This window comes from Acidisoma cellulosilyticum, from assembly GCF_020621385.1.
Classification (GTDB): Bacteria; Pseudomonadota; Alphaproteobacteria; order Acetobacterales; family Acetobacteraceae; genus Acidisoma; species Acidisoma cellulosilyticum.
This window is the reverse complement of sequence record NZ_JAESVA010000005.1, coordinates 1-23890: the sequence shown is the minus strand read 5'-3', so window position 1 is coordinate 23890 and position 23890 is coordinate 1. Positions and strand designations below refer to the sequence as shown.

At 63.1% G+C, this 23890-nt stretch carries 20 protein-coding genes and 1 pseudogene; 10 read left to right on the top strand and 11 right to left on the bottom strand.

Annotated features, from left to right (window positions below):
* The first annotated feature begins 127 nt into the window (after positions 1-127).
* The 9 genes from ACELLULO517_RS14995 to cydC all read left to right on the top strand — a co-directional run bounded on the left by ACELLULO517_RS14995 (position 128) and on the right by cydC (position 12917).
* On the top strand, positions 128-940 hold the full coding sequence (locus ACELLULO517_RS14995) for a glycosyltransferase family 2 protein (protein ID WP_227308224.1): 813 nt from the start codon (positions 128-130) through the stop codon (positions 938-940).
* Positions 937-2457, top strand: a complete 1521-nt coding sequence (locus ACELLULO517_RS14990; protein ID WP_227308223.1) for a DUF2142 domain-containing protein — start codon at positions 937-939, stop codon at positions 2455-2457. Before ACELLULO517_RS14995 ends, ACELLULO517_RS14990 begins: the two co-directional genes overlap by 4 nt.
* Positions 2458-2496: 39 nt before the next feature.
* Entirely contained in the window at positions 2497-3411 is a 915-nt protein-coding gene (locus ACELLULO517_RS14985; RefSeq protein WP_227308222.1) for a bifunctional helix-turn-helix transcriptional regulator/GNAT family N-acetyltransferase, read from the top strand.
* Positions 3412-3517: 106 nt separating this feature from the next.
* On the top strand, positions 3518-4966 hold the full coding sequence (locus ACELLULO517_RS14980; RefSeq protein ID WP_227308221.1) for an aminotransferase: 1449 nt from the start codon (positions 3518-3520) through the stop codon (positions 4964-4966).
* A 16-nt stretch (positions 4967-4982) separates the two neighbouring features.
* Positions 4983-6608, top strand: coding sequence for an amidohydrolase (locus ACELLULO517_RS14975; protein ID WP_227308220.1), 1626 nt, complete (start codon positions 4983-4985; stop codon positions 6606-6608).
* Between the two features lie 317 nt (positions 6609-6925).
* The gene (locus ACELLULO517_RS14970; RefSeq protein ID WP_227308219.1) at positions 6926-8365 is read left to right on the top strand and encodes a cytochrome ubiquinol oxidase subunit I; all 1440 of its coding nucleotides are present in this window, start codon (positions 6926-6928) and stop codon (positions 8363-8365) included.
* A 42-nt stretch (positions 8366-8407) separates the two neighbouring features.
* Positions 8408-9451 carry a cytochrome d ubiquinol oxidase subunit II gene (locus tag ACELLULO517_RS14965; RefSeq protein ID WP_227308218.1) on the top strand — a complete coding sequence of 348 codons (1044 nt, stop codon included), beginning with the start codon at positions 8408-8410 and terminating at the stop codon, positions 9449-9451.
* Positions 9452-9489: 38 nt separating this feature from the next.
* Complete coding sequence (gene cydD, locus ACELLULO517_RS14960) at positions 9490-11256, top strand: thiol reductant ABC exporter subunit CydD (protein WP_227308217.1); 1767 nt, start codon at positions 9490-9492, stop codon at positions 11254-11256.
* Entirely contained in the window at positions 11253-12917 is a 1665-nt protein-coding gene (cydC, locus tag ACELLULO517_RS14955; protein WP_227308216.1) for a thiol reductant ABC exporter subunit CydC, read from the top strand. The genes cydD and cydC overlap by 4 nt, the downstream gene beginning before the upstream one ends.
* A gap of 10 nt (positions 12918-12927) precedes the next feature.
* On the opposite strand, the gene ACELLULO517_RS14950 is transcribed toward cydC, so the two are convergent.
* Genes ACELLULO517_RS14950 through ACELLULO517_RS14930 form a run of 5 tightly spaced genes read right to left on the bottom strand, consistent with a single transcriptional unit; the run spans position 12928 to position 17383 of the window.
* On the bottom strand, positions 12928-13620 hold the full coding sequence (locus ACELLULO517_RS14950) for an ABC transporter permease (protein ID WP_227308215.1): 693 nt from the start codon (positions 13618-13620) through the stop codon (positions 12928-12930).
* Positions 13617-14324, bottom strand: a complete 708-nt coding sequence (locus ACELLULO517_RS14945) for an ABC transporter permease subunit (protein WP_227308214.1) — start codon at positions 14322-14324, stop codon at positions 13617-13619. The genes ACELLULO517_RS14950 and ACELLULO517_RS14945 overlap by 4 nt, the downstream gene beginning before the upstream one ends.
* The gene (locus ACELLULO517_RS14940) at positions 14321-15043 is read right to left on the bottom strand and encodes an amino acid ABC transporter ATP-binding protein (protein ID WP_227308694.1); all 723 of its coding nucleotides are present in this window, start codon (positions 15041-15043) and stop codon (positions 14321-14323) included. The genes ACELLULO517_RS14945 and ACELLULO517_RS14940 overlap by 4 nt, the downstream gene beginning before the upstream one ends.
* A gap of 26 nt (positions 15044-15069) precedes the next feature.
* Complete coding sequence (locus ACELLULO517_RS14935; protein WP_227308213.1) at positions 15070-16401, bottom strand: NAD(P)/FAD-dependent oxidoreductase; 1332 nt, start codon at positions 16399-16401, stop codon at positions 15070-15072.
* A 58-nt stretch (positions 16402-16459) separates the two neighbouring features.
* Complete coding sequence (locus ACELLULO517_RS14930) at positions 16460-17383, bottom strand: homocysteine S-methyltransferase family protein (protein ID WP_227308212.1); 924 nt, start codon at positions 17381-17383, stop codon at positions 16460-16462.
* 372 nt (positions 17384-17755) lie between these two features.
* Between ACELLULO517_RS14930 and ACELLULO517_RS14925 the strand changes: the two genes are divergently transcribed.
* The gene (locus ACELLULO517_RS14925; RefSeq protein ID WP_227308211.1) at positions 17756-18232 is read left to right on the top strand and encodes an Lrp/AsnC family transcriptional regulator; all 477 of its coding nucleotides are present in this window, start codon (positions 17756-17758) and stop codon (positions 18230-18232) included.
* 23 nt (positions 18233-18255) lie between these two features.
* Here ACELLULO517_RS14925 and ACELLULO517_RS14920 read toward each other — a convergent pair whose 3' ends face one another.
* The 6 genes and pseudogenes from ACELLULO517_RS14920 to ACELLULO517_RS14895 form a co-directional block, all read right to left on the bottom strand.
* The gene (locus ACELLULO517_RS14920) at positions 18256-19209 is read right to left on the bottom strand and encodes an SIS domain-containing protein (protein ID WP_227308210.1); all 954 of its coding nucleotides are present in this window, start codon (positions 19207-19209) and stop codon (positions 18256-18258) included.
* 35 nt (positions 19210-19244) lie between these two features.
* Positions 19245-20111, bottom strand: coding sequence for a carbohydrate ABC transporter permease (locus tag ACELLULO517_RS14915; RefSeq protein ID WP_227308209.1), 867 nt, complete (start codon positions 20109-20111; stop codon positions 19245-19247).
* Complete coding sequence (locus tag ACELLULO517_RS14910; RefSeq protein WP_227308208.1) at positions 20108-21016, bottom strand: carbohydrate ABC transporter permease; 909 nt, start codon at positions 21014-21016, stop codon at positions 20108-20110. Before ACELLULO517_RS14910 ends, ACELLULO517_RS14915 begins: the two co-directional genes overlap by 4 nt.
* A 40-nt stretch (positions 21017-21056) precedes the next feature.
* Entirely contained in the window at positions 21057-22319 is a 1263-nt protein-coding gene (locus ACELLULO517_RS14905; protein ID WP_227308207.1) for an ABC transporter substrate-binding protein, read from the bottom strand.
* A 19-nt stretch (positions 22320-22338) separates the two neighbouring features.
* Entirely contained in the window at positions 22339-23289 is a 951-nt protein-coding gene (locus ACELLULO517_RS14900) for an N-acetylglucosamine kinase (RefSeq protein ID WP_227308206.1), read from the bottom strand.
* A pseudogene (locus ACELLULO517_RS14895) lies at positions 23286-23890 on the bottom strand (DeoR/GlpR family DNA-binding transcription regulator); the annotation flags it as partial. The gene ACELLULO517_RS14900 and the pseudogene ACELLULO517_RS14895, both read right to left, overlap by 4 nt.

Here is a 23890-nt window from a genome sequence, read left to right as displayed (position 1 = left end):
GGGAACATCTCCCACGCCCCTTGTGTGGGAATTTTTCCCACATTATAGATCACCACGCTTCAACTGGCTTGGCACTGCCCATCTCCACGGGGCGGTCCCGCCTTAGACCGAAGATGGAAACCCGTTCATGCTTCTCGGAAAGCGCGTCGCCGTCGTTCTGCCCGCCTATAATGCGGAGCGGACCTTGCTCCGCACCATTGCCGAAATCCCCCGTCATATTGTCGACGATATCATTCTGACCGATGACGCGAGCGAGGATCGCACCGTTATGGTCGCGCGCGGGCTTTCGCTTTTTACGATCTGCCATCAAGAAAATTGCGGCTATGGTGCCAATCAGAAGACTTGCTATGCAGCCGCCCTTGCGCGCGGTGCCGATATCGTCGTCATGCTGCATCCTGACTACCAATATTCGCCGAAACTCGTCAGCGCCATGGCGTCGATGATCGCATCCGACCATTACGATGTCGTGCTCGGCTCTCGCATTCTGGGCCAAGGCGCGCTGAAGGGCGGCATGCCGCTCTATAAATACATCGCCAATCTTGGCCTGACCGCCGCACAGAATTTTCTGCTCGCGCAGAACCTGTCCGAATACCACACGGGCTATCGTGCCTGGAGCCGCAGCGTGCTGGAAAGCCTGCCGCTGCTGCGCTGTTCGGATGATTTCGTCTTCGACAATCAGATGCTGGCGCTTGCGATCGACGCCGGCTACCGCATTGGCGAAATCTCCTGTCCGACACGCTATTTCCGCGAAGCCTCCAGCATCAATTTCCCCCGCAGTCTGGCATATGGGCTGGGTGTTCTGGCAACCTCCGTCGATTATCGCCTGTCGCGCATGGGCCTGCGCCGCTCTGCTTTGTTCAGCGGTGACGGCGGACGTCTGGTTCAGACAAGGTCAGGCCATCACGACATACCGGTGACGTCGCGCAAGGCAACCGCATGAGCGGGTTGATCGCCTTCCGCACGACGGGCGAAGACGAAGGCGAGATCCGACCCGCCGATGGCAGGCGGGATCTGCAAAATGATGCGCGGATGCCAAGGCTTTGCCTGATCATCTTCCTGGCTTTGGTGCTGCCGCTCGGCATCATCCTTGCCTTCGTCACGCCGCTTGGCGGCGTCGCCGACGAAACCGCTCATGCGCTGCGGGCCGAAAGCCTGTCGCATGGCGAAATCATCGGCTATCGGGCGATCATCCAACTGCCGGACGGCAGCCCACGCAGAGCCGCCGGTGTCTCCGCCGATCTTGGCATCGTGGCGGCGGCCATGGTTCAAGGCCCCGGCGAATGGGTAACGCCCGCTAGGCTGCATGAGGCGCACAGAGCGCGATGGCAGGGACATCTGAGCTTCGCCGAAATCACGCCTTTGGCACTCTACATGCCGATCTTCTATGCGCCGGCGGCCATCGCCATGGCGGCGATGCGTGCCATCCATGCGGGCCCTGCCGAAGCTTATCTCTCTGGAAGACTGATCAATCTTTTTGTCTTTGCCCTTATCGGCATGCTGGCGTTGAGCATCGCACGGCGCGGGCATGCCGTTTTGCTCTGCACATTGGCCTTGCCGATGGAAATCTCCCTCGCCGCTTCGCTCAATCAGGACGGCCTGCTTATCGCGACCGCCGTACTTGCCGTGGCGCTGCTGACCCGAGAGGAGGAACAGGTCCTGGCGCTCTTCGGACGCCGGCGGCCCTCGCCCGACTGGATCGCGGCGGCGGGTCTGCTGGGCGTCATCGCGCTCGCCAAAATTCCCTATGTCGGACTGTTGCTGATGCTGGTCTTTCCGATCAGGACGCGCCGCGATTGCGGGCTGAGACTGGTTTTGGCCGCGCTTTGCGCGGTTCCGGCACTCGGCTGGGCTGGTTATGCCATGAGCCAAATCGCGACACCCTGGCCGCCGTTGCCGCTCTACCGCGCCGGCCCATTTTGGCCGGGCCCTGCGGTACGATTCTTCACCAGCCCTGATGCGGCGGCGCAAATGCTTGTCCTGGCCGCAGACCCTTTGCGCGTCCTTACCCTCACTTTGCGCTCACTTTGGCTACAGAAAGGGATTGTGCTGGAGTTTATCGGCGTCCTCGGCTTCGTCTCGCTGCGCCTGCCGGCACCGCTCTATGCGCTCTGGGCCTTGGCGCTGTTATCCGCGCTACTCGCCGACCGTCAGCAGACGCGCCCGAGCGGCTTCGGAAGGCGCGACCAATTCGTGCTGTTCACCATGCTCGGGCTGATCACCGTCGCCATCTATATGTCGCAATATCTGACCTGGACGAAGGTGGGATTCCCCATCGTGCAAGGTCCGACCGGCCGGTATTTCCTGCCGCTACTGCCCGCAACCGCGTTCCTGGTCCCCCGTGCGCGGTTGCTTGATGCCGCCCCGCCCAGCCTGCTCCTGCTGCCTGTCGCGGCTGCGGCCATGGCGAGCCTGATCGTCACGCCGCTCTGCGTGCTGGATGGGTTCTACGCGCCCTGAATACTTGACTTAGTCAAGTTGTTTTGCGATAAAGCGGTCATGGAAACTGCAACCGCCCAACTGCGCCGCTTCAATCGCTTTTTCACGCATTATGTCGGCGCGCTTGATCCGAAATTCCTCGGCACCGAGATGTCCTTGGCCGAAGCGCGGCTGCTTTTCGAGATCGCTCAGCGAGACCTTCCTCTCGCCGCCGATCTTCAGGCAGCCCTGGGTATGGATGGCGGTTTCGTCAGTCGTGTTCTCGGCCGTTTCGAAACGCGCGGCTGGATCGAGCGTGAGCGCGGCGCGGAAGACGGCCGGCAGAGGCCGATCGCCTTGACCGCCTCAGGCCACGCGGTCGCGGCTGAGCTGGACAGCCGTCAGCAGACGGTGGTGGAGGCTAGTCTGCAGCGTCTGAACCCTGGCCAACGCGCGCAGCTGACCCAGGCGCTGACGACCGTGCAATCGCTGCTCGACCCCGCCTCTGAACGCACGTTTACGCTGCGCAGCTTTCGCCCCGGCGATATGGGGCTGATCGCGTCGCGGCAGTCGATCCTCTATCGGGAGGATTACGGCTGGGGACCCGATATCGAAGTGATCGAAGGCGAAGTTACGACGAATTTTCTGCGTAATTTCAAACCCGGCCGCGAGCAATGCTGGGTCGCCGAGGTCAATGGCATGATCGCGGGATCTGTCTTCCTGACGGATGAAGGCGATGATCGCAGCCGGCTGCGTTTGCTCTATGTCGAATCCTCCGCCCGCGGCCTTGGCATCGGCCGCGCCCTGGTTGCCACCTGTGTCGATTTCGCGCGCAGTACCGGCTACCGCGACATCTCGCTCTGGACTCACACCATTCTGGAAACCGCGCGTCGCATCTATGCCGAGCACGGCTTCACCATAACAGAGACCGCGATGCATGACCGATTCGGCATGCCACTGATGGGCGAAACCTGGGTGCTGAAGCTGCGACCCTGAAGAATTTGATCACAAAATCCTTGCACGCTTCGAAAAAGTGATCACAAATCGCGTCCGTCGCGTCAGAGGCGGCTCATAGGAAAGCAATCTCTAGGACGCGCCGACAATGACAGCTTCTACTCTGGCCGATGGTCGTCTCTCCAATTCCGGCATGCGCGATTTCGCCATCCCGGAGGCCGAGGCCAAAGCCGCCTGGGAGGCTGACCGTCAGCATCTGCTGCATCCTTGGACCAATTTCGCGAGCTTCAAGGAGCGTGGCGCCTTCCTCGTCAGCGGCGCGCGCGGCGTGCATGTCTATGACACGACGGGCCGCCCTTATCTGGACGGCATGGCCGGGCTGTGGTGCGTCAATCTCGGCTATGGGCGTGAAGACATTGTCGAGGCCATCGCCGATCAGGCGCGGCGCATGCCCTATTTCACGCCTTTCGTGGATATCGGCTCCCTGCCCGCCGCCGACCTCGCCAAGGAAATCGCGCGCATCGCGCCCGGCGATCTCAACCACGTCTTCTTCACCTGCGGCGGATCGACCGCGAATGATTCCGCCGTCCGGCTGATCCATTTTTATCATGCGCTGCGCGGCAAGAAGGACAAGCGCCGCCTTCTGGTGCAGATGGACAGCTACCATGGCAGCACCTATCTGACCCATTCCATGTCCGGCCGCCACACGGCGCGCAGCCCGCTGCTCAATTTCGAAACCGAGATGGTGCAGACGCTGCGGTCCCCCAATACCTATCGCCGTCCCGAGGGCATGGACGAGGCCGCTTTCCTGGACCTGCTGATCAGCGAAATGGAAGAGCGGATCCTCTCGCTCGGCGCAGATACCATCGCCGCCTTCTTCGCCGAACCGCTGATGGGCGCCGGCGGCGTCATCGTGCCGCCGCGCGGCTATCATGCCCGCGTACAAGGCCTCTGCCGCAAATACGATATTCTCTACGTCTCCGATGAGGTCGTGACGGGTTTCGGGCGGCTGGGCCAGTTCTTCGCCTCCACTGAGCATTTCGGCATCGAGCCGGATATCATCATCTCCGCCAAGGGCATCACCTCGGGCTATCAGCCGCTCGGCGCGCTGATCTATTCCGACCGGATTCACGCCGTGCTCAATGCCGCGCCGGAAGATGCCTGGTTCACCAATGGTTTCACCTATTCTGGTCATCCCGTGGTCTGCGCCGCCGGCCTTGCCACCATCCGCGCCATGGAGAACGAGGATATCTGCGGTCAGGTGCGGGAGAATGGACCGAAATTCGAAAAGGCGCTGAAATCCCTGCTCGATATCGACATCGTCGGTGATGTGCGCGGCAGCCATTTCATGATGTGCGTCGAAGCCGTCGCCGATCAGAAAACCAAGCAGGTTTTCTCGCCGAAAGCCGATGTCGGCCATCGCATCGCGGACCATGCGCACGAATTAGGGCTGATCGCGCGCTCCATCGGCCATCTCATCGTGCTGTCACCGCCGCTGATCTTCACTGAGGAGCACATCGCCGAGACCGCAGCGACGCTGCGCGAAGCGATTACGCGCACGCGCGCCGATCTGAAGTCCGAAGGCATTCTTTCGTAAGTTGGATAATATTGCGATGACGACACAGATCGATACAATCCTGTTCAACGCCCGGCTGCGCGATGCGACAGCGCCCGCGGGCATCCGCGACGGCGATGCCATCGCCATCAGCGGCGGCCTTATCGCGGCTGTCGGCACCGGCGATGACATTCTGAAACTCCGCAATAGCCGGACGGAGGTTTTCGACCTCGGCGGCGCCTATCTGACGCCGGGCCTGGTCGATGGTCATGCCCATCCTGTCTCCGGCAATGACCTGCAGGTCGGCGTCGATATGACGGGCGCACGCACGGCCGAGGAAATGCTGGCGCGGCTGCGGGCGGAAGCGCAGCGCACCCCGCTGGGCCAATGGGTGATGGGCTATAGCCTGGACCCCATCGCCTTTGCCGGGCTTCCCCATGTCGCGGACGCCATCGAGGATGCGGTCGGCGGTCGGCCGACCTGCGTCTTCATTTTCGACTATCACGGCGTCGCCGTCAGCCGCACCGCGCTGACCATGGCGGGCGTCACCGGCCCGCGCAGCTTCGTCGGCGCCTCCGTCATCGTCTGCGACGCCGACGGCCGCCCCACCGGCGTGCTGCTGGAGCCGGAAGCGATTGCCCTGGTGAAAGGCCTGATCCCGGTCCCGACCTTCGCCGATCGTGTCGCCTCGCTGCGCACCACGCTCAACCGCATGGCGGCGAGCGGCCTCACCGGCATCCATGTCATGGACGCCAATACCCGCAGCATGGAATTGTTCGCGGCGCTGGAGGCCGAGGCCGATCTGCCGTTGCGCCTGCATGTGGCACCCTGGGTCAATCCCGGCGCGTCCCAATCCGATATCGATGAGGTGCTGGCCCAGCAGAGCCTGCACGGCAAATACTGGCGCGTGGTGGCCGCCAAATTCTTCATCGACGGCACCATCGATGGCGGCACCGGCTGGCTGCATGAGCCCGACATTCATGGCGAAGGCCTCGCCGCCCTCTGGCCCGATCACGAAGCCTATCAATATGCGCTGCGCTTCTTCGCCGAGCGGCAGGTGCAGACCATCACCCATGCCATCGGCGACCACGCGATCCGCTTCGTGCTCGACACGCTGAAGGACGTGCCGGAGGCGCTGCGCCGCGCGGCCCGTCATCGCATCGAACATATCGAGACGCTGCCGGATGAGGATATCGGGCGGTTCGCGGCCGAAGGCATCATCCCGTCCATGCAGCCGTCCCACGCCGTGCGCTATACGCGGGCGGACCATTCGGACAATTGGTCCAGCCGCCTTGGCAAGGAACGCGCCGATCGCGCCTGGCGTTGCCGGGATATTGCCGATGCCGGCGCGCCGATCGTCATGGGATCGGACTGGCCGATCGCCCCCTTCGATCCGCGTGAGATTCTGGTCTGCGCACGCTTCCGTCGTCTGGCGGAGCAGAGTCTCGCCGAGGCCATTCAGCCGTCACAGGCGCTGACCGGGCTGGAGGCGCTGGCGGGCCTGACCAGTATCGCGGCCTATGCGGTGCATGAGGAAGCGATCTCGGGCGCGCTGACGCCCGGCATGCGCGCCGACCTGACCGCCCTCTCCGTCGATCCGATCAACGCCCCGGCCGATGCGCTCGCCGCTGCCACCGTCCCGCTCACCATGATGGACGGGCGCGTGACGCATAACGGGCTGTAAACGCTTGCTTCTCGCTACTCGTCACCCGCGCGCTTACTGCACGAGTGACGAGACGAAGGCCTATCCGCCCGTCCCACGCATGGCTTCCAAGCGGAAGCTTCCTTGACACAGATCAAATGGCTAGTACCGTAATTTCAGAATTTTCTGAAATTTGTGCATTACTTGGCCCGTCCCGATCCCGACCTCATGATGTCACCCGCCTCACCCTGGCGGGCGCGCGCGTACCAGAATAGAGATGCCTGGGGCCGCGACTTCATTCATAAGCGAATGGGTCAGGAAACGATGTGCTTACCCAATACCGTTACGGAGCGTGATTGATGTCGAATAGTGCATTGTCCGTATTCTTGTCGCGGCTGGATTTCGCGTGGATCACGACCTTCCACATCATCTATCCGCCGCTGACGATCGGCCTGGCCATGCTTCTGTTCTTCGCGGAATGGCGCTGGGTCGCGACCAAGGACGACCGCTGGTATCATGTCGTTCGGTTCTTCAGCCGCCTGTTCATCGTGAATTTCGCGGCCGGCGTCGCCACCGGCATCACCATGGAAATGGCCTTCGGCATTCTGTATGGCCCCTTCTCCCAGGCCGCCGGACCATTCTTCGGTCAGGTTCTGGGCTACGAGACGATCACTGCCTTCATGTACGAGGCAGGCTTTATCGGCCTGATGATCTTCGGCTGGGGCAAGATCAGCAAGGGGATGCATCTGTTCGCGACATTCAACGTCGCCCTCTCCTCCAGCCTCTCGGCGATGTGGATTCTGGACGCCAATTCCTGGATGCAGACGCCGACCGGCGTCGCGCTCAAGAACGGCGTCTTTGAGGTGACCGACTGGGTCGCCGCTATCTTTAACCCGGATGTCTGGCTCGGCTTTCCGCATATGCTCATCGCCTGTGTCGAACTCGCCCTCTGCTTCGTCATCGCGGTCTCGGCCTGGTTCGTTCTCACCAGAAAACACGTGGATCTGTTCCAGCGGCCGCTGCAATACGCGGTCCTGGCCCTGGTGATCATCGCGCCGCTGCAGGTCTATCTCGGCGACGGTCTCGGCCTTATCGTGGCGCAAGACCAGCCGGCGGCGCTCGCGGCCATGGAAGGCCATTATCATACCTACAATCCGGACGGTTCGGTCGATACCAGCTGGAAGGTTGTCGGCTGGCCCAATGCCAAGGGCGATGACTTCGCCTGGTCGATCAGCGTTCCGCATGTGCTGAGCCTGCTGGAAACCCATACCTGGAACGGCAAGGTTCCGGGCCTCGACACCATTCCGCCAGAGAATCGGCCGCCGGTCGTCGTGCCCTTCTATGCTTTCCGCATCATGGCGGCGGCGGGCGGTGCGCTGATGCTGTTCGCCTTCTGGGGCGCCTTTCTCATCCTGCGCGGTCGCTTCGCCCTCGGGCGCATCGTCCAGAACCGGCTGTTTCTTTGGGCCGCCATTCTCTGCGGCTTCCTGCCTTATATCAGCATCTGGTGCGGCTGGTGGGTGCGCGAGGTCGGGCGTCAGCCCTGGGTCGTCTACGGCATGATGCGGACGGAACAAGGCGTCAGCCATATGGACGTGACCTCCGCCCTGCTTTGGCTGCTCGGCTATATGTATTTCGAAATCATCGTCTGGGGCAGCACCTGGTTCTTCTTCGCCAAGGTGATGCGCAGCGGACCGGATCTGGACAGCCCCGTCGTTCACGGCGGGCACCAGCATCTGGGCGAGCTGGAGCCGCGCCCCGGCCGCCATGAGGCGCCTTCCTATGTCCGTCCGATCTGAGATGATCGAACACATGATCCGCATCTATCCGGGAGCTTAGCCATGGACGGGCTCAACCATATCCAACATATCGTCACCTTCGCCTGGTGGATCGCGCTCGATTTCAGCGTGCTCCTCTATATCCTGCTGGATGGTGCCGATCTCGGCGCCGGCGTCTTCTCTCTTTTTGTCCGCAGCCATCATGAGCGCGGCGCCATCATGTCCGCCATGGCGGGCACATGGGACGCGAACGAGACCTGGCTGATCGTCGCCGGCGGCGTGCTGTTCGGCACCTTCCCCTTCGTCTACGGCTCGGCCTTCAACTATCTCATGGTGCCCCTGGCGCTCGCCCTGTGGGGCATGATCACCCGCGCATTGGCGCTGGAATTCCGCCATCTGGCGGAGACCCCCTGGCAGCGCTTCTCGGATATCTGCTTCGGCTTCTCCAGCCTCGCGGTCGCCTTCTTCGGCGGCATGGCGGTGGGTGCGGTGCTGCACGGCTATCCGCTGACCAATACGCCCGGTGTGGTGCCGACCTATATCGGCGGCTCCTGGCGCTTCATCACGCCCTTCAGCATCTGGACAGGCATTGCCGCCGTCATCGCCGTGACGCTGGCCGGGGTGCTGTTTATCCGCGCGCGCTTTGAGCATGGCGAGCCGATCCGCGAACAGGCGGCGCGCTGGACGAAGACGATCTTCTGGCTGGCGCTGGTCGCCGTCGCGATCACGGTCGCCATCAGTGCCTCGATCTTCCCCTGGGCTTCGAAGAAATGGTTCGGCCATAATTTCTGGATCTGGGGCATCGTTCTGCTCGCCGTCATCTTCACGGCCTATAAGATGCGTGTGGCAAGCCACGCGGATCGCGATTTCACCGCCATCCTGTGGTTCAACGCGGCCGTCGCCATCATGGCGGGCGCGATGATGTGGACCGTCTATCCCTGGCTCGTGCCGAATACCTGGACCATCTATACCGGCGCCAGCCCAGCGGTTTCGCTGTTTACCTTCACCCTCGCCATGGGCGGCTTCTTCCCGGTGATGCTGATGTACAACGCCTATCAGATCTGGGTCTTCCGGGCCCGCGTCTCGGCGCTGGCTGCCTATCACTGAGACGGAATGCCCGAGGCAACTGACGGCTCGGTTAAATCATGACGACCCATAAGCCCCCCATGCCGCGTGCGGTCAGCCGCGCACTGGATGGTTGGCTGAAGCGCCGGGCGGCGATCGCCCGGCGGCCGCTCAATACGGCGATCACCCTTGGCGCAGTCAGCGGACTTCTGCTCATCCCGGAAGCCTGGCTGCTGGCCAAGGCCGTGACCGGCGTCATCTTCGCGCATCGCGGCCTTGCCGCCGTGATGCCGCTGCTCTGGCCGCTGGTCGGGCTCTTTTTTATCCGTGCCCTGATGGCCCATGGCGCGACGGTGACCGCCGTCGCGGGCAGCGCGCGGGTGAAGCGCGATCTGCGGCAGGCGCTGCACGCCAAGATCGCGCGGCTCGGGCCGGCCTTCCTCGGCCAGGAACGCAGCGGCGACCTCGCCAACCTGCTGGTGGAAGGCGTCGATACGCTCGACAAATACTACACCGCCTATCTGCCGCAGATGGCGGTCGCGGCCTTCATTCCGGTCGCCCTTCTCATCGCGGTTTTTCCGGCCGACTGGGTCTCAGGCGTCATTCTGCTGATCGGCGCGCCGCTGATCCCGATCTTCATGATCGTCATCGGCAAGGGCACCGAGCGCCTTAACCAGAGGCAATGGCGCAAGCTCGCTTTGATGAGCGCGCAGTTCTTTGACGTCGTCGAAGGCCTCTCGACGCTCAAGCTATTCGGCGCCAGCCGCTATGAGGCCGAGATCATCGGCCGCATCTCGGACGATTACCGACAGAGCACCATGAGCGTGCTGCGCGTCGCCTTTCTGTCCTCCCTGGTGCTGGAATTCTTCACCACGCTCGGCGTCGCCATGGTCGCCGTCTTCATCGGCTTCCGCCTCTATTACGGCCAGATGCACTTCCTGCCCGGCTTCTTCGTGCTGCTGCTGGCGCCGGAATTCTTCCGCCCGCTGCGCGCCATGGGCACGCAATATCACGCGCGCATGGACGCGATCGCGGCTTCCGAACGGATCGTGGCGCTGCTGGAAACGCCCGAACCCGAGGCCATCCCCGGCACCGAAGCCGCACCGGCCAGGCTCGGCAGCATTCATGTCGAGGCTGTGCATTTCGCCTATCGCGCCGACCAGCCGGCGCTGCAGGGGATCGACTTCTCGCTCCGGCGTGGGGAGCGTGTGGCCCTGGTAGGGCCCAGCGGCTCCGGCAAATCCACCATCGCACGCCTGCTGCTTGGCCTTGCCGCACCGGACGCAGGGCGCATCACGCTGGACGGCACCGACCTTCGCAGCATCGCGCCGGAAGACTGGTTCGCCCGCATTTCCTGGATGCCGCAGCGGCCGACCCTTTTCGCCGGCAGCATCGCCGAGAATATTCGTCTCGGCGTGCCGGACGCCTCGGATGACGCGGTCATTCATGCGGCGCAAGCGGCGGCGGCGGATGGGTTCATCCGGCGCCTGCCGGATGGCTATGCGACGGTGATCGGCGAACGCGGCCAAGGGCTGTCGGGCGGTGAGATCCGCCGTATCGCGCTGGCCCGCGCGCTGCTCAAACCCGCCGATCTTCTGATCCTCGATGAGGCCGAGGCGAGCCTTGATCTGGCGACCGCGACCCTTATTCGCGATGCGATTGCGGCGATGCCCCGTGAAACGACGGTGCTGCTGATTGCCCATCGCCTGGAAACGGCAGCATCGGCCGACCGCATTCTTGTCCTGCGCGAGGGTCGCATCGTCGAGGCGGGCGCGCATGACGAACTTCTGGCGCGTCCTGCCGATTACGCCGCCATGAGCGCGCTTTATCATGAGGGCGCGCTATGAAAGACCTTTGGCGTCTTCTCCGCCTATTGAGCGCCAGCTGGCATTGGCAGGTGCTGGGTATCCTGCTCGGCATTGTCGTGGTGCTGACCAATGTCGGGCTGCTCGCCTTGTCCGGCTGGTTCATTGCGGCGATGGGCCTGGCGGGTCTCGGCCTGCTGCACCTGGAATATTTCCTGCCGGCGGCCGCCATCCGCGCGCTTGCCATCATCCGCACGGTCGGCCGTTATCTGGAGCGGTTGACGACGCATGAGGCGACCTTCCGCCTGCTGTCGCAATTGCGTGTCTGGTTCTACCAACATCTGGAACCCCTAGCCCCCGCGCGGCTGCAGACCCATCGCGCGGGCGATCTGCTGAGCCGCATTCGTGCCGATATCGACAGTCTCGACAATTTCTACCTGCGCGTTCTGGCGCCGAGCATCGTGGCGCCCGTCTGCGCTGTGCTGATGGTGCTGTTCCTGGCGCATTTCAGCGCGGGTGCGGCCCTGGCCGATCTGCTCGGCCTGCTGCTCGTCGGCCTCGCCTTGCCGCTGATGGCCTTCCGTCTCGCCCGCCGTCCGGGCCAGGCGGCGGTCACGCAACGCGGCCAGTTGCGCGCCGAGATTGCGGATACCATCCGCGGTTTCGAGGAGCTGCGCGTCTTCGGCGCCCTCGCCCGACAGACTGCGCAGCATGAGGCCGGTTACGAGGCATTGATCGGTGCCGAACGCGCCCAGGCGCGGGTGGAAGCGGCCTCCGGCGGTGCCGGGCTGTTTATCGTCCAATGCACCATGCTGGCAGCCCTCGTCTGCGCCATTCCGCTTGCCTCGGCCGGACGATTGCCGGGGCCGGATATCGCGATGATCGCGCTCTTCGTGCTCGCGAGTTTCGATGCGGTTAGCGGATTGCCCAATGCCTATCGCGCGCTGGGTGAGACGCTGGCTGCCGCGCGGCGCATTTTCGAGATCGTCGATGCTGAACCTGCGGTCAAGGAGCCGTCGGCGGAAGCGCCTGCGCCGCTGCGCTTCGATATCGCATTCCGCGATGTCGGGCTGCGCTATGACGCCCACGCCCCCTGGGCGCTGGACGGTGTCAGCCTCACGATACCAGCCGGCGGCTCACTCGGCATCGTCGGGCCGACCGGATCGGGCAAGACGAGCCTCGGGAATCTTTTGCTCCGTTTCTGGGATTGCGAGCGCGGCGAGGTGTTGATCGGCGGCGTGCCGATCCGCGATCTGAACGGCGAGACGGTGCGCGGATTTTGCGCCGTCATCGCGCAGCAGACACATCTGTTCAATACCAGCATTCGGGAAAACCTGCGCCTGGCCAGGCCCGATGCCACTGACGCCGCGATGCACGACGCGCTGCGCCGCGCCGGTATCCTTGACGAAGTATCAGCGATGCCGGATGGGCTGGAGACGATGGTGGGCGAAGTCGGCACGCAACTGTCCGGCGGTCAGGCGCGGCGCATCGCCATCGCCCGCGCCTTTCTGAAGGATGCGCCGATCCTGGTGCTGGACGAGCCGACCGAGGGGCTGGACGCACTGTCCGAACGTATCGTGATCGACGCGCTCGCCCTGCTGATGCAGGGCCGCACGACCCTGATGATCACCCATCGGCCGCAGGCGCTGCGCGATGTGGATAGCGTCGCGCGGATGGAACAAGGCCAAATTTTCCCGGTCTGACCGGGACAGGTCAGCGCATGCGGGCGAGCCAGGCCTCGATCGCCATCACCACCAGGCTGATTGCGCCGACCAGCACGACATAGACGACAGCCGCCCCCAGCAGCGGCTCCAGCACGCGCAGCGTCTGGTAGCGAATGACATCCGCCTCGCCCAGCACGTCGAAGATCGTGATCGTCGATACCAGCACCGTCGATTTCAGGAGAAGAATAAGCTCGCTGCCGAAGGTCGGTAGCGTGATCATCAAGGCGCGGGGCAGCACGATGCGGAAGAACGTCGTGACGGGGGACAGACCCAGCGCGGCCGCGGCCTCTCTCTCGCCCTTCGGCACGCCGTCCAGCCCGCCGCGCAGGATGACCGCGACATAGGCGGTTTCGTTGATGATGAGGGCCGCGACGCCATACCAGAAGGCGTCACGCAGATAGGGCGAGGCCCAGCTATGGCGCATCCAGCGGCCGGGGATGAGGGAGCCCAGGCCGTAATAGATGAAATAGATCTGCACCAGCATCGGCGTGCCGCGTATGACAAGACTATAGGCCTGGGCCGGCCAGCGCAGCCAGGCGCGGGCGCCCAGAGCCAAGGCCAGCGGCACTCCGAAAACGGCACTGCCGATGGCGGCAATCGCCGTCAGTTCCAGCGTGATGGGGATCGCCGCGATCAATTGCGGCATCACCTGCGTCATGAAGAAGGCGCCAGAGAAATTCATGCGATATGCAATCCGCGCCGGCTACGGATATGCAGCGCATTCAGGATCGCCATCGAGACCACACTGATGAGAAGGAAACAGAGCGCGGCCAGGGCGTAGAACAGGATATAGTCCTTGGTCGCGGCGGCAGCCAGACTGCTGACCTTCAGCACATCCGCGAAGGCACCGACGATGCTGATGAGTGAAGAATCCTTTGTCGCGTTCAGCCAGACATTGCCGAGGGCCGGCAGCGCATGACGCATCACCTGCGGACCCAATACCCGACCCCAGCGCACCGGAAAGGATAGGCCCAGCGCCAGCGCCGCATCGCTCTGCCCCTTCGGCAGTGCAAGCACACCGGCGCGCAGAATCTCCGTCACATAGGCGCCCTGGATGAAGCCGAGTGCGATAACCGCAACCAGAAAGGGATTGAAGGCGAAGTCGGATTTGACGAGGCCGATGGACGCCGCGAGGCCTGAGATCGCGCCCGCCAGCACATAGAAGGCGATGAGCAGCAACAGCAGTTCCGGCAGCGCGCGCACGATGATGGTATAAAGATTGCCGAGCAGGCGCAGCGCTTTCCAGGGCGAGAGTTTAGCACTCGCCCCCAGCACGCCGAAAATCAGACCGATGAGGTAAGAACACACCGAGATTTCCAGCGTCAGCAAAATGCCTGCCGCGAACTGGCTGCCGTAGCCGCCCATCATACTGTCCAGCCCGCTCAATGGCTGCGCAATATCTGGGCGAGGAAGCGCTGCAGGCGTTCGGTCTTCGGCGCCGCGAACAGACTGTCCGGCGCGCCCTCCTCCACGATCTCCCCGCCATCCATGAAGATGACCCGATCGGCCACCTGTCGCGCGAAACCCATTTCATGCGTGACGCAGAGCATGGTCATGCCGGAACCCGCGAGTTCGACCATGGTGTCCAGCACTTCGCGGACCATCTCAGGGTCCAGCGCGGAGGTCGGTTCGTCGAACAGCATGATGCGCGGCTGCATGCAGAGCGCGCGGGCAATGGCCACGCGCTGTTGCTGGCCGCCAGACAGCTGGCTTGGATATTTCCCTGCCTGTTCCGGGATTTTGACGCGGCCGAGAAACTCCATCGCCAGCGCCTCGGCTTCCGCGCGTTTCATACCCTTCACCGACATCGGCGCCAGCACGCAATTCTGCAGCACGGTCAGATGCGGAAACAGATTGAAGGACTGAAAGACCATGCCGACATCACGGCGAATGCGTTTCAGCGAGGCTGCGTCACGCGTCAACGCGATGCCGTCGACGGTGATACGACCGCACTGATAGCGCTCCAATCCGTTGATGCAGCGGATCATGGTGGATTTGCCCGAGCCCGACGGACCGCAGATCACCACCCTTTCGCCCTGCCCGACGTTGAGCGAGACATTGCGCAGCACGTGATTGGTGCCGAAGCTGGTGTTCACACCGTCCATGATCACCGCAGGGGGTGCGGCCAAGGTCACAACTCCGCCCCCAGCACGATGGGAGAGCCGTCGCTGAAGCGCGTCAGCCGGAAGTCGGTTGGATCGACGAAAGGCGTCTCGTTCATCGCGATATCGGCCGCCAGCCTGCCAGCGCCAGGGCCGATGCCGAAACCATGGCCTGAGAAGCCGGTCGCCACCACCAGACCCGGCAAGTCTTCCGCCGCGCCGATATAGGGGACGATATCGGGCGTCACATCGATATAGCCGCCCCATTCCTGCACCACCGGCACATCGCGAAAGGCCGGATAGAGCTTGCGCATCGTCTCCATCGCACTGTCGTTCAACCGCTTGTTCGGCTTGGGGTCCAGCACACGCACCTGCTCGAATGGACTTGGTCGATCCAGCGACCAGCGCCGGGGCGTTGTAAACTCAAAGCGCGACAGCGCGTTGAAACGGGGGCGAATGCCCGCCATCCCCTCGCGCTTGATATTGGGCCAGAACTCGCGGAGGTAGCGGAAGGAATCCGGTACGATCGGCGTTACATGGCCGCTGCCATGGGCGATGGTATAGCCGCCGTCGCGGCGCTTGCGATAGCCGATCTCCCCCATCCAGGTGCAGGGTTCCGGGCCATTTTCGACCGGCGCGGTGCGCATGACCGATGACAGAACCTTCAGCTGCGGCAAGCGGATGCCCAGGCTGGCGCAGAACAGGCCGGACCAGGCGCCGCCCGCCAGAATAACCGCATCGCAGGCAATGCGGCCGCGTTCCGTCACCACGGCGCTGACACGCCCAGCGGTCTTTTCCAGGCCACGTACTGCACAATGGCCAAGGATGGTCGCCCCCTTCTCCTGCGCCGCCCGGGCGATGGCCGGGGCCGCCTTCTGCGGCTCGGCACAGCCATCGGTCGGCACATGCATACCGCAGCGGAATTTTTGCGACGAGCCCGGCATCAGCGCTTCCATCTCCACGCCGCGCACCATGCGCGCCCCGATCTGATAGGGGCTTGCCATCTCCATCCAGTTGGAGAAGTTGCGCTCGTCGTCTTCGGTCTCACCGACATAGAGCACGCCGCATTCACGGAAGCCGGTCTCAGCGCCGATCTGACGGTCAAGCCCGCGCCACAGGCGCAGGCTTTCGACGATCAGCGGCATTTCGCGAAAGTCCCGTCCGGCCTGGCGCACCCAGCCCCAGTTCCGGCTCGATTGCTCGCCCGCGATATGCCCCTTCTCACAGAGCACGACCGAAATGCCGCGGCTGGCGAGGGTGAAGGCGGCCGAAGTCCCGATGATACCGCCGCCGATGACGACGACGCTGGCCCGTTCGGGCAGCACCTCGTCATAGGTTACTGAATCAACATAAGGACCCATCGATCAAACCCCGCCGCCGCTGTGAAGACGCCTTAAAGACTGAAACGCAAACCGGCCGTCATTTGGCGGAAACGGCCTCGGCGCGCAGATGTTGAGACAGCGCATGGATATGATGGACACCGATGCCGCAGCAACCACCGATGATGGAAGCGCCGGCGGCCACCCATTCATCCGCCCAATCGCTGTAACGCGAACCGTCGAGATCCTGGCGGACATCCGCCAACGTCTCATTCGCTTTCTCGTTCTTCTGCGGCTCGAAGGCATTGGCATAGACGCCGATCGGTATGCTGACCTTATGCGCGGCGAAGACCTTGGCCGCCGCACGCACGGCGGGCGCCATCACTTCCGGCTGGCTGCAATTGAACAGCAGCGTGTCGATTCCAGCCGCCGCCACCCAGGCCGCCGCCTCGGCGACTGTCTCGCCGGACCGCAGACGCGGTTCGGCGCCACGCCCCTCAACCGCATCATCCAAGGTGAAGGAAATCCACACGGGACGGCCGCCGCCGTCCACCGCTGCCAGCACCGCGCGCGCCTCGGCAAGGCTGGACAGCGTCTCGCCCAGCCAAAGATCGACCGCCGGCCTTAATCCGATGACGAGAACGGAGAGGTAGTCCTGCACGGTCGCTGCATCGAACAGTTCCGGCTGGTAGGAGCCGAAGATCGGCGGCAAAGACCCCGCAACGCGCACCGCGCGGCCGGGCTGGGTCGCATTGACGGCGTCAGCTGCCTGGCGCGCCACTTCACCCGCACGCGCGGCCAGCATCGGGGCTTCGGTGCGGAAACGCTCCTCACCGATATGAAACGGCACCAGGGCATAGCTATTGGTCGTGATCACATCCGCGCCGGCGGCCGCGAATTCACGATGGACCTGCTCGACCAGCGCCGGGGTTTCGATCAATGCGAGGGCGGACCATTCGGGCTGGCGAAAGGGGGCTCCAATCCGCTGCAATTCCCGGCTCATACCGCCGTCCAGAATAATCATGCCAGTCAATCCCTAGAACGCGATGATGCCGGGTTGAGGCAACCCGACATCCGAACTCTCGCTGTCGATCAATAATTTAGAGACCAATTCAGACGTCGGGACGGATCGACCCAAAGTCATCGGGCTCCAGAATGGCGAGGGACCCTACAGGCGCTGACCTACTCGAAATCTGCAAATTTCCTGCAAATCCGCCCCTAAATGGCGTGACAAGGCGGTATCGCGCCAAAAATCGGCAACAAAGCGCAAATTTTTATCGATCCTTGCATCGCGGATGCTGCCTGGGCTGCGCCAACCGTGCTACATTGCTGTCTCATTCCAAGTCCAATTGCGGGCGTCGCTGCCCGAATGGCTCGCCGCGACGCCGGAGACATGATGAGCGAACCGCTGGATAGTTTCGACTGCAAAATCCTGACCATTTTACAGGAAGATTGCCAGTTGAAGGCCGAGCAGATCGCCGAACAGGTCGGTCTGTCGACATCCGCCGTGCAAAGACGCATCAAACGCCTGCGGCAGGACAAGATCATTACGGCCGAAATCGCGGTCCTGGACCGCAAGGCCGCCGGCAAGCTGATGACCTTCGTCGTCGGGCTTGAGATCGAGCGGGAGAATTACACGGCCCTCGCCCGCTTCCGCGCCTGGGCGGGAAAGCAGCTGGAAATCCAGCAGGCCTATTACGTGACCGGGTCGGTCGACGTCATCCTCATCATCGTCGCTGAAGATGTCGAGGCTTTTGACGCCGTCTCCGCCCGCGTCATGGCGCATAACCCGCAGGTTCGGCGAATGACCACCAATGTCGTGCTCAGCATCCTGAAACTTGGCCTGAGCGTCCCGGTGGAGACCGCACGCTAGCGCGGTCTTCACATGAGGCGTGTTTAGCCGAGCACGACGACTTTGCTGAGGCCACGCGGGCTGATCGAATCCAGGCCCTTCAATTGCGCCTCACGCTCACCCAAAATCTGCAAGGCCGGCAGACAGACCAGACCGCGTGCGGCGGCTTCCCCACCGACGGCGATTTCGACCGTGCCGGGACCACCGAAACCCAGAACCCGCACGCCCTTGGAGATCAGATCCTTCGCCAAAGCCGCATCATCGGCCTGGCCTTCCGGGCTGTAGAGGATGACCGCGACGCTGCGTTCATCGGCCAGGGTGATCGGTCCATGGCGGTAATCGGCGGTCGGATAGGACTGGGTATAGCTCAGGCTCATCTCCTGCAGCTTCAGCCCGCCTTCCTGGGCGATGCCGGCAAGCGGACCGGTGCCGAGGAAGACGAAATGCGAGCGGCCTTCCAGCAGGCTATTGGCGGCGGTATCGACCGCCTCCAGCGCGGCTTCGGCGGCGGCGATCTCGGCCGCACCGATCGTGATGCCGGCCAGGCGCATGCCCATCAGCAGCATCAAGCTGGCCGAGGCCGTCATGACGATGCCCTCGATGGGATGGGTCGGCGCATAAAGCACGGTATCGGCGAAGCGGGTGATGCTGCTGTCTTCGGCGCAGGTCAGCGCCGTGACGTGATGGCCGGCTTTCTGGCTCACTTCCGCCGCGCGCACCGTTTCGGTCGATTCACCGCTGCGGGACAGCACGATGACATGCGCTGTCTGGCCGGCCGCGAGATAGTAGTGCGGACGGTGCCACCACTCGCCGCCCGTCACGGCAATGCTCTGCACGCCATCTGCATTGGCGGCGGCGGCAAGCGCCTGGGCGATGTAGAAGGACGTGCCGCAGCCCACGAAGACGTGGATCGCCGTGCTGTCGCTGAAGGGTGCGGGATTGGGGGCATTGGCCCAAAATTCGAACTGCTCGAAAATGCCGCGTTCGGTTGCGTTCATGGTAAATCCTGTAGCGCTGTGACTGGTGATTTCGCTTATTTTCCCGACCCGGCGGTCAGCCCGCTGATCAGATAGCGATTGAGAAAAACGACGAGGAGAAGCGGCGGGATGATGGCAAGCACGCCGGCCGCGTTCATCAGCCCGTAATCGATGTAGTTTTTGCTGACGAATTCAGGGATCAGCACCGTCAGCGGCTTGGTCGCCAAGGTCGGCGAGAAAACCAGGGGAATCAGAAACTGCCCCCATGCCGTCAGGAAGGTCAGAATGGCGGCGGCCATCAGTCCTGGCCCGGCCATGGGCAGGATGATGGTAAAGAGCGTGCGCAGCTTGCCGGCGCCGTCTATCGCCGCCGCCTCCTCCAACGCAATCGGCAGACCGCGATAGACGCTGCGCATCAACCAAAGCGCCAGGGGCAGAAAAGCCGAGACATAGACAAGCGTGACGCCCAGATAGGTATCGACCAGATGCAGGCTCACCATCATGCGATAAAGCGGGATCATGACGGTATAGGCCGGGATCGCGAGGGTCGCGACAATGAGGCCGAAGATCGCGTCGCGGCCGGGAAAGCGCAGGCGGGCAAAGGCATAGCCGCCGAGGGCCGCCGCGATCACGGTGATGACGGTCGCCGCCGCCGAGGTCACCAGGCTATTGATCAAAGCGCGGCTGAATTGCGGCCAGACCGACTGCGTCACCTGACCCTGAAAGGCGCTGACGGTGCCAAGAAGATTGCCGTAATGCTGCAAGGTGAAGGTCGGCGGCAGAAACGAGAATTTGGACGCCGTCAGGTCCACCGGCCGCGTCAGGCTGGAGCGCACAGCCCAAAGGATGGGGGCAAGGCTCCAGGCCAGCAGCAGCGTGACGCCACCGCGCATAAGCCAGGATTGTATCGGTTTGGTTTTCATTCCGCGCTCGTCTCCGCTTTGCCGCGGATGACATAGATGAGCGAGACAGCGAGGGAGGCGAACATCACCAGCACCGACAGCGCCATGCCGTAGGAAAAATGCAAATCCTGGAAAGCCGACATATAGACCTGGATGAGCAAAGTCCGCGTATCGCCGCTGCTGCCGTTGAGGATCCAGGCCTCGTCGAAGAGATTGAAGGCCAGCACGGTCGATTGCGTCATGGCGATGGCAAGGCTGCCGCCGATCAGCGGCAAGGTGATGCGCCCGAATCGGCTGAGCGCCCCTGCCCCGTCGATCCGCGCCGCCTCATACAATTCCTGCGGAATGGATTGCAGACCGGCAAGCACAATGACAGCGGTAATCGGCAGCATGCGCCAGATATGCACGACCGCGATGAGCAGCAGTGCCGACCAGCGGTCATTGAACCAGACGTGATTCTGGGAGATCACACCCAGCGCGCGCAGCACGCCGTTCAGAACGCCGTAACTGGGGTTGTAGATCCAGAGCCAGATGATGGAATTGACGACAGGCGGCAAAGCCCAGGGCAGAATGACGGCGGCCAGCACCCATTTGCGCGCCCGCCCCAGAGAGTTCAACAGCAGGGCGGCCGCGACACCGCCCGCCGTCTCTATCACCACGGCCACCACGACATAGACGATCGTGTTGAAAGCCGAGCTTTGAACATCGCTGTCCGAGAACAAACTCAGATAGTTGCGCAGGCCCACGAAGGGCGTGCCGAAGCGCATCGGGTCCACCCGATGCACACTGTCCCAGAAGGTCATGACCAGCGGCCAGAAGACAAGACTGCCCATCAACAGAATGATCGGCAGCGCCATCAGCAGGCCGAGGCCGGCATCGCCCCCGCTGATGCGGGCGCGACGTCGAGGGAGAGAAAGCGCAGTCACAGCATCCCGTCCGTCTGGTCCTGGTCTTTCGCGAGATCGCTTACTGAGACTTCGCCTTCTGCGCCTGGGCCGCGATCTGCGCGATGGCCTGGGCGACCGTCAGCTGGCCCTTCGCGGCCTCGTTGATGGCGGAGGAGACACCCGCGCTGAACTGCGGATACCATTCCGGCGTGCCCTGCGCGAAAAGCGGCTCGACCGTCGGGATCTGCTTCAACAAGACATCGCCACTCGGGATCTTGCCTGCGGCGCTGAGGCTGGAAAGGGCCGCCGTGCTCGTCGGCAGATCGCCCAGCGCCGTATAGGCTTCGATCTGGGTTGCCGGCTTCATCCACCAATCGATGAACGCCAGGGCAGCGTCCTTATGCGCGGCATTGGCGGGAATGCCGAGCGCCTCGGGCAGACCGAAGCTGCGGCTATGACCGGTCGCACTCGGCATCAGCACGGCCTCGACATGACCCGCGACCTTGGACTTCGTGGGGTCGTTATAGACGGTGAGATTGCCGGCCCAACCGGCAAGATCGATCGCCGCCTGACCGCCGGAGAGGAAAGCCTGCACCTGCACATCCGTCAAACCGGTCGAAGCCGGATCGATCAGCCCGGCCTTCACGGCCTTCACGATCCAATCCAGCGCCTTATAGCCGGCGGAATCGGGCGTCGTGAATTCCGGCTTAAGCTGCGCGTCGAACAGATCGCCGCCGAAAGCCTTGGTCATCAGATACCAGGCGGTCGAGGTGCCTTCATTGGCCGAGAGCGGCAGCGCGATCGGATAGGTGACGCCGGATTTCTTCAACGCAACGGCATCGTTCCACAGCTCGTCCATTGTCGTGGGCAGGCTGGTGATACCGGCCTTGTCGAACATCGCCTTGTTCACGATAAGAACGCGGAAGTCGTTGTTATAGGGCATAGCGATCAGATTGCCGTCGGTCGTGAAGATCTTCGATGATGCGACATCCTTGACCACATCGGCGGAAACCTTGCCCTGCAGCGGAACATACCAGCCGGCGGCACCGAACTGACCGACCCAGGACCAGTCAACCTCGGTCACATCGGCCGGCGCGTTATTGGCGATCATGGCGGTCAGGATCTTGGCATGGATCTGATCCCAGCCCTGGGTCTGCATGTCAATCTTGATGCCGGTCTCAGCCGTGAAGCTGTCCGTCATGGCCTTGGGCAGCGTGCCCCAGGGCGGCAGCAGCACGGAAATGGTCTGTCCCGCATAGGGTTTCGCGCTATCCGCATGGGCTGCGGGGATCGCGAAGGAGCAAAGGACAGAGAAGGCGAGCAATGACGCACGGAGTTTCATCGGTCCGACCTTTTTGTTTTCAGGATTGGCAGGAGAGTTCAGTCCGCAGCTGGTCTATCCAGGCAGAATCCATTGGCCAGCCGGCATTGGTTGCCGCCCGCCACAGCGCGCCGCCGACAGGCGGCAGCGCCGGGGAGATCGGCGGCGTTTCTAGCAATGTCTGAAGATAATCCGTGACATGACCGCTATTCATGATGCTGCCGACGCCGCACCAGACCCTGTCCGGCAGGCTCGGCAGGCGGCGCCAGGCCCCACGCACATGCAGCGACAAATGGATCGCCGCCTGGGTCAGAATGGTTTTCGCGGTCGCATTGCCTTGCTCGGCCAGACCGTCAACGTCGCGCGCCAGGGCGGCTACCTTCACGCGCGGATCAGCACCCTCGTAATACCAGGCTGTCAGCGCATCGGCGCGGTTCTCGACCGGCAAGCCCAGCCGATGGGCCAGGGCATCGGCAAAGGCTTGATCCTGACCGCGACCGTCCAGGCAATGCGAGAAAGCGGCAATCGCTGCCTGCCCAATCCAGAAGGCGCTGCCTTCATCGCCGAACCCATGTCCCCAGCCGCCGACCCTGATCTGCTTGCCCGCAGCATCTTCGGCCCAAACCATCGAGCCGGTACCCGCCAGCAGAAGCACGCCCGGCTGTCCGATAAAGGCGCCTTCGAAAGCGGTATGAACGTCATTGAGCACGCAATGCGGAAAACCGCTGCCCGCCAAGGCCGCGTCTTCCTGTGCGGCCGAGACCGCGGGCATTTCACCATAGCTCGGCATGCCGAAGGAGGCATAAGCGATGCGCGACGTGTATTCTGCCACACTCTGCGTCAGCGTCCGCAGGGTCTCTGCCCAATCCGGATTCTCGATGGGACCAATCCCTGCCGCCCGCGCATGGAAGACGACATGACCGGCGCGATCAGCGATCGCGAGCAAGGTTTTCGTGCCGCCGCCGTCCAGCCCGAGCACATAGTCGCTCAAGCCACCATCTCCGCCGCGTCCATGTAGCGGGTTTGAGTTTTCGGCAGACGTCCCAGGCGGTCACGCCAGGACGCGGGCATGCCGGCGTCAGTGACGATGACATCAAGCTCGGCAATAGACGAAACGCGATAGGTCGTGCGCAGTCCGAATTTGCTCGAATCGGCAAGCAGCACGCGATGCGCGGCCCGTTTCAACATCAATGCGTTGAGGCTCGCTTCCCGATCATCTCTGCTGTAGATCGCGCCGTCCTCGGCAATAGCGCCGGCGCCGAGGAACAGCTGGTCGCACCAGATACCAGCCAGCATCGCTTCCGCCTGCGGCCCGACCAGGGACATGTTTTCCGCCCGCAGATCGCCGCCGATCATGATCACGCGAATATCCGATAGCGCGGAAAGTTCCTGCGCGATCGTCAGGCCATTGGTGACGACGGTGATACGCTGAGGTTGCACGCGCAGCCGGCGGGCGAGTTGCGCCATCGTTGTGCCGGCATCAAAAAAGGGGAGTGTCAGGAATTTCGTGTTTGGCCGGTGCATAGTGGGAAAGAAGGAGAAGCCCGATGGCACGCCGCAAAGAGCCTGCGATTCCTGATGCGATATTGGAC